A 5,547-nucleotide genomic window follows, 5' to 3' on the forward strand; every position below is an offset into this window, starting at 1 on the left:
CAGTTATGCTTATCGGCGTCCGCGCTTCCTGCGCCAAGCAAGCAGCAAAATTGCAGCACCGCGCATGCATAGCCAATGATGAGACAACCAAAGTTTTGAATTGCGCAATGACGCGGCTTGGGACATTCCTGCCAATCGTCGTCACTACTCGAGGTGACCGACTATGCCGAAACCGGCCCTTCATCAAATGACGTGTGCCCTCTCACCTACGGCGTCGCCTGTGGGCGAACTGAAAAGGTGTATCTGACTTTTAGTGCGCCCCAAGCTATCGTTGGCTCATCAGGCCAAATATCGGTGACAGATGGATAAGTTGGCAAGAGGCCCCAAAACGCAAAAGAGCGATTTTAAAACATCGTGTTTGAGTGCGGAATATCCTCGGGGATCGGCTGCAACACGTCCCAATGTTCCACAAGTTTGCCGTTCTCGACGCGAAAAATGTCCATGACGGCAGTGCCGCGCGTGCCTGGTTCGATCACCATGTGGACATGAAGAACGACGAGATCGCCTTCAGCGATCACTCGCACGATCTGGCTGTGCGATTGTGGGTAACGTTGCTTGAAGGCACTGAAGAACTGCCGGAAACCATCCTTGCCATCGGGAATCCGCGCATTGTGCTGTTTATAGGTGGGGCCCATCATCGTAATGGCGCCATCGATGTCCTTTTCATTGAGCGCCTTCTCGTAGAAGGCCGTCACCAGTGACTTGTTGCGTTCAAGCTGGTCGGGTTCTGTGGCATGGGCCATTGGGGCGAAGAACATCATTGCTGCCACGATGGCGAGATTTTTGAACGTAGACATGGTGAATTTCCTCCCTCAGGGTCAAACTAGAAGCGATCCGAAGACGACCTCGGAAAACTCCCGGAGCGGCGCGTCGCTTTTCTCCGCGCGCATCCGCAACAGCGCGCCTTCCCAACTGTTCAGAAGGAATTGAGCTAAAAGTTGGGCGGGCTGGCGATTGGTAATGGCGCCTGCTTCCTGCGCCTGAGCAATGCAGGCCTCGAACAAACCACTCCACGTCTGGAAGTGGGCTGCAAGGCTGTCGCGGATAGACTCGCTGTGGTCTGCGATCTCGAGGCTTAGATTGCCCATCATGCATCCACGCAAATAGCCGGTTTCTTGGAAAACTCGGGTTCGCTCGACAAAATAGGTGCGCAGACGCTGGAGCGGCGCAATGGCGTCATTTTCCAGAAGCGCCCGCAGCTCAACAAGGCCAGTGCCGAAATAGAAATCGACAACCTCCTTGCCGAACGCCTCCTTGCTGTCGAAGTGGTTGTAGAAGGAGCCCTTGGGCACCTGTGCCGCATCGACAATGTCCTTGATGCCGGTCGCGGTATAGCCGCCTTCATGGAGCATGCGCACCCCGACGCGGATGAGATTATCCCGCGTGTTCGGATTGGGTTTCGGGCCGCGACGGACCTCTTTGGCTTCTGCGCCCATTTGTCGACTCACCTTGACGTTAAAATGACCGGTCATCTTGAAATCGTGCGTGGCGCGCTTTTGTCAAGCAGCGATGGTCCCAACACGGGTGAGCCTATGCCCCGATTGGGCGCTTGACTAATATAAGACGACCGGTCATTTTGTAAATCAGGAGCCGCCGCTGAGTCGCCTGCCGGACGCCATCGCCGTTGCTCCCCTGCAAAGGATCTGACAGATGACTTCACTTTCACTTTTCTCCCCTCTTCGCCTTGGCCGGTATGAACTGGCCCATCGTGTGGTTATGCCGCCCCTCACGCGGATGCGCGCTGACCCACAGGGCGTTCCTCATCCGCTCGCTCCGGAATATTACGGAGAGCGCGCCACGCCGGGCGGTTTTCAGGTGGCCGAGGCCACGCAGGCCACGCCCTATGGCAAGGGCTATCCCGGGACGCCTGGCATCCACTCGCCTGAACAGGTCGAGGCATGGAAGAAGGTCACAAACGCCGTTCATGCCAAGGGCGGCACCATCTTTCTGCAAATCTGGCATGTCGGGCGCTCGTCGCACTCAAGCTTTCAGCCAGGCGGCTTGCTTCCCGTGGCGCCCTCGGCGATTCCCATCACAGGGCTTCAGGCATTGACCCCCGAATGGAAGTCGGTTCCCTATGAGACGCCACGGGCGCTGGAACTGGACGAGATCCCCGGCATCGTGGAAACCTTCCGCCAAGGCGCACGCAACGCCATGGCCGCCGGTTTCGACGGCGTGGAGGTGCATGGGGCAAATGGCTACCTGCTCGAACAATTCCTGCACGATCACTCGAACAAGCGGACCGACATTTATGGCGGTTCGATTGAGAACCGGGCGCGCCTGTTGCTTGAAGTCACGCAGGCAGTAATCGATGTGTTCGGCGCGGATCGTGTTGGCGTGCGCCTGTCGCCCTTTGGCACCTACAACGATGTCGGCGACAGTGATCCGATCAAGCTTTACACCTATGTTCTGAGTGAACTGAACAAGCTGGATATCGCCTATCTCAGCTTGATCGAGGCTCGGTCTGCCGCGTCAATGGAGATCCAAACGCCCCAATCGACCGCTGAGCTTCGGGCGCTCTGGCCCAAGCCTTTGATCGTTGCAGGGGGCTTCACGCGGGCAACCGCACAGGACGCTATCCGCGATGGTCGCGCCGACGCGGTGGCTTTCGGCCGCCAGTTCATCGCCAATCCCGATCTGCCTGAAAGGTTCAGGTTGAACGCGCCCCTCAATGATTATGACCGGTCAACTTTCTATGGCGGCGGCGGGGCTGGCTACGTCGATTATCCGGCACTGGAAACTGTCAGGTCCGCTGATTGAACGCATACGCGCTGGCGATGCTGGGCGTCTCTCTGGCGCGGCAACGCTGAATTCTCAAATGAACAAGGAGCATTGAACATGAAAGTTGTTGTTTTGGCTGCGACTGGTCAGGCTGGGCGCACAATTTTGAGCGAACTCATCAGTCGAGGGCATGAAGTCGTCGCGGTTGCGCGCAGCCCGGAAAAGCTGCCGCCCAGCATCACGGCCGTGCAAGACGACCTCAGCAGCGCGGATCGAATTGCGGAAATCATAGCCGGGGCTGATGCCGTTGTCAGCGCCTATGGCCCGCCCAAGGACGACAAGCGCTTCTTCTCCGATGAAGCCTATACCGACATCCTCGCCACCATGGCGGGGCGATTTGTCGAAGCGGTGCGCAAGGCTGGCGTTCCCCGGTTGGTCTTTGTAGGGGGCGCCGGGTCGCTTGAATTTTCGCCGGGAGTGAAGGTACTGGACTCCGGTCGCTGGCCCGAAATCCTGTTCCCCATCGCGAAGTCACACATGAAGGCTTTCGCAACACTTCGGGAATCCGGCATCAACTGGACTTACTTCAGCCCGCCTATGTTGATTGAGCCAGGCGTTCGCACCAGCAAGTTCCGCCTTGGCGGCGATGCTGCCATCTTCGACGAAAACGGCAAGAGCTGGGTTTCCTTCGAGGATTATGCAGTGGCGTTGGTAGATGAGCTTGAAAAGCCCACGCATGAACGGGCGCGCTTCACGATCGGTTACTGAACCTCGCCAAGCGAGAACGGCCGCTCTCAGCAGATTACGACGTTTACAACGAAAGAGTGAACGTCGTGATCTGGTCGCGTGCTGCCGCCTCTGCGTCGCGTGGGGATCGCCTTCAAAGGCGACGTTCAAGGCCCCAAACTGGGGCATCGAAACCGCCCGTTCGTTCATGCCAGAAATACCGGCCCACCAATCGCCCGATGGGCCGGCACTTGGGTCAAAGTTCCGTTCTTTCCGACAGCGTCAGGGCATCATCTACGTCGACGCCGAGATAGCGGACCGTATGCTCGATGTTGGTATGCCCCAGCAGGATCTGGATCGCCCGGAGATTTCCCGTTGCTTTGTAGATGAGCGCGGCCTTGGTTCGGCGCATCGAATGCGTGCCATACTGACTCTTGTCGAGGCCCACGGTCGATACCCACTCATCGAGCAGGCGGGCATATTGCCGGGTGCTGATATGGCCCATGTAATCCACCCGACTGGGGAAAACGAAGTCATTCAAAGAGCCCTTCCGCCGCTCCAACCATGCCAACAGGCTTTTGCGCGCCTCGGTCATAATTTCGAACTGAACCGGGCGGCCAGTCTTTTGCTGGATGACGGTGGCCCGGTTGCGGATGGTGCCGCCGCTAACCAAATCTCCGATACGCAGCTTGACAAGGTCGCACCCGCGCAACTTGCTGTCGATTGCAAGGTCGAACAGGGCGCGATCACGAAGGCGCCGGTGTTCGTCGAGATAGAATCGGATAGCCCAAATGTCCCGCGGCCTAAGTGGGCGCTTCGGCCCTACATTCTGCCCAGCGTTCCAAGGGCGCCGTTCATGCACGGCGGGGTCAAGATCTGAATGTCCCATTGTGCTTCTCCTGCGGCCATAATGGCCGGTGACAGGATACGCCTCTTGAGAATTTTGCGCTCCATGTTATAACTAGCGTATGAACGCCAGCCTCAAGATCACCAAAATCGGCAATTCTGCCGGTGTTGTCCTGCCCAAGGAATTGCTCGCCAAGCTGCGCGCTGGGGTGGGTGACACGCTGTATATCTCCGAAACGCCCGATGGCATCCGGATTACGGCGGCTGATCCTTCCTTCGAGGCCAAGATGGCGCTGGCCGAACAGATCATGCGCGAGGACAGGGACATTCTGCGCGTGCTGGCCAAGTAATATGGTGCAGATTGCTGAACCTGTCTGGATCGAGGCCGAACTTGCGCTCGCCATCCACGACCGCCAACTGGCCGAGCATGGCGGACCGATTGGCGTGCGCGATGCATCTGCCCTAGAGTCAGCCTTGGGCCGTCCACGCAACCAATGGGCCTATGGTGGGGCCGATCTGTGCGTTTTGGCGGCGGCATATGCTTATGGTGTGGCGCGCAATCACCCCTTCACGGATGGCAACAAGCGCACCGCATGGGTGCTGGCGCGCCTTTTCCTGACGCTGAACAATGTGCGCATCAGCTTCGCGCCGGAAGAGGCCATTCACATGGTTTTGGCGCTAGCCAGCGGTACGCTGACCGAAGTCGAAGTGGCAGAGTGGTTCAGGGCAAGGGAAGTGTGAACTTGCCCCCGAGTTGCTTCTTTCAACGCAAGTTGGCAACTGTGATTTCATCCCACATCCGGGCGAAACTGTAATCCGCCATCTGGTCGTTGCCCGATTTGGCGGTCATGTTCTCAATGTATTTGAGCAATTCCACCACCTTGGCGCGCCCCGCTTTGGCCTTGGTCATCTGGCGTGGCGTCTTGTTACCTAGGGCAGCACTGGCTCGTCGAGAACCTGTCGATATTTCCGGTCCATCATCTCTCCAACAATGCGTTGCATTTCGGCGAGAGGTATTTCCGGCTCGGCAATCGCCTCGCGCTAGCGATCCTATTCCTCTAACATCTGAGTTCGAGCCTCGGCGGCGTGGAGGCGCGCGTTGATACCGCTCTGGATCACCGGCCACGATGGACTTGTAACGGATTTGTGCCGGTCACCTGAGCGTTTTATGCTCGCAACAGGAGACCGACGAGATGATGAAGCATAGTGAAGATTTTAAGCGAGAGGCGGTTCGGATCGCGCTGACCAGCGGGC

The 5,547-nt window shown here is 58.0% G+C and carries 9 protein-coding genes; 5 read left to right on the forward strand and 4 right to left on the reverse strand.

Translation table 11 applies throughout. The features are described from left to right. Positions 1-191 (forward strand): hypothetical protein (locus EOE18_RS18715; protein ID WP_220446051.1); only part of this gene is annotated, 191 nt, incomplete at its 5' end. 153 nt (positions 192-344) lie between these two features. Here the strand turns inward: EOE18_RS18715 and EOE18_RS18025 are convergent. Together EOE18_RS18025 and EOE18_RS18030 are read right to left on the reverse strand one after the other, a co-directional pair. Then, positions 345-797 carry a nuclear transport factor 2 family protein gene (locus tag EOE18_RS18025; protein ID WP_127712124.1) on the reverse strand — a complete coding sequence of 151 codons (453 nt, stop codon included), beginning with the start codon at positions 795-797 and terminating at the stop codon, positions 345-347. Between the two features lie 21 nt (positions 798-818). Beyond that, on the reverse strand, positions 819-1,436 hold the full coding sequence (locus tag EOE18_RS18030) for a TetR/AcrR family transcriptional regulator (protein WP_127712136.1): 618 nt from the start codon (positions 1,434-1,436) through the stop codon (positions 819-821). Positions 1,437-1,650: 214 nt separating this feature from the next. On the opposite strand from EOE18_RS18030, the gene EOE18_RS18035 reads away from it, so the two are divergent. After that, complete coding sequence (locus EOE18_RS18035) at positions 1,651-2,760, forward strand: alkene reductase (protein WP_127712126.1); 1,110 nt, start codon at positions 1,651-1,653, stop codon at positions 2,758-2,760. A gap of 78 nt (positions 2,761-2,838) precedes the next feature. After that, the gene (locus tag EOE18_RS18040) at positions 2,839-3,489 is read left to right on the forward strand and encodes an NAD(P)-dependent oxidoreductase (RefSeq protein ID WP_127712128.1); all 651 of its coding nucleotides are present in this window, start codon (positions 2,839-2,841) and stop codon (positions 3,487-3,489) included. 214 nt (positions 3,490-3,703) lie between these two features. Here EOE18_RS18040 and EOE18_RS18045 read toward each other — a convergent pair whose 3' ends face one another. Beyond that, positions 3,704-4,336: a tyrosine-type recombinase/integrase gene (locus EOE18_RS18045; RefSeq protein ID WP_127712130.1), complete on the reverse strand. Its 633-nt coding sequence runs from the start codon at positions 4,334-4,336 to the stop codon at positions 3,704-3,706. Between the two features lie 79 nt (positions 4,337-4,415). Between EOE18_RS18045 and EOE18_RS18050 the strand changes: the two genes are divergently transcribed. Both EOE18_RS18050 and EOE18_RS18055 read left to right on the forward strand, forming a co-directional pair. Beyond that, positions 4,416-4,643, forward strand: coding sequence for an AbrB/MazE/SpoVT family DNA-binding domain-containing protein (locus EOE18_RS18050; protein ID WP_127712132.1), 228 nt, complete (start codon positions 4,416-4,418; stop codon positions 4,641-4,643). A gap of 1 nt (position 4,644) precedes the next feature. Then, the gene (locus tag EOE18_RS18055; RefSeq protein WP_127712134.1) at positions 4,645-5,034 is read left to right on the forward strand and encodes a type II toxin-antitoxin system death-on-curing family toxin; all 390 of its coding nucleotides are present in this window, start codon (positions 4,645-4,647) and stop codon (positions 5,032-5,034) included. 22 nt (positions 5,035-5,056) lie between these two features. On the opposite strand, the gene EOE18_RS18560 is transcribed toward EOE18_RS18055, so the two are convergent. After that, positions 5,057-5,203, reverse strand: coding sequence for a hypothetical protein (locus EOE18_RS18560; protein WP_164852817.1), 147 nt, complete (start codon positions 5,201-5,203; stop codon positions 5,057-5,059). Positions 5,204-5,547: the final 344 nt, after the last annotated feature.

The organism is Novosphingobium umbonatum, assembly GCF_004005905.1.
GTDB lineage: Bacteria > Pseudomonadota > Alphaproteobacteria > Sphingomonadales > Sphingomonadaceae > Novosphingobium > Novosphingobium umbonatum.

Bases quoted from the DNA above. Each gene is read 5' to 3' on its own strand.
- EOE18_RS18560 (WP_164852817.1), bottom strand. From the start codon at position 5,203: ATGACCAAGGCCAAAGCGGGGCGCGCCAAGGTGGTGGAATTGCTCAAA.
- EOE18_RS18050 (WP_127712132.1), top strand. From the start codon at position 4,416: ATGAACGCCAGCCTCAAGATCACCAAAATCGGCAATTCTGCCGGTGTT.
- EOE18_RS18025 (WP_127712124.1), bottom strand. From the start codon at position 797: ATGTCTACGTTCAAAAATCTCGCCATCGTGGCAGCAATGATGTTCTTC.
- EOE18_RS18045 (WP_127712130.1), bottom strand. From the start codon at position 4,336: ATGGGACATTCAGATCTTGACCCCGCCGTGCATGAACGGCGCCCTTGG.
- EOE18_RS18030 (WP_127712136.1), bottom strand. From the start codon at position 1,436: ATGGGCGCAGAAGCCAAAGAGGTCCGTCGCGGCCCGAAACCCAATCCG.
- EOE18_RS18040 (WP_127712128.1), top strand. From the start codon at position 2,839: ATGAAAGTTGTTGTTTTGGCTGCGACTGGTCAGGCTGGGCGCACAATT.
- EOE18_RS18035 (WP_127712126.1), top strand. From the start codon at position 1,651: ATGACTTCACTTTCACTTTTCTCCCCTCTTCGCCTTGGCCGGTATGAA.
- EOE18_RS18055 (WP_127712134.1), top strand. From the start codon at position 4,645: ATGGTGCAGATTGCTGAACCTGTCTGGATCGAGGCCGAACTTGCGCTC.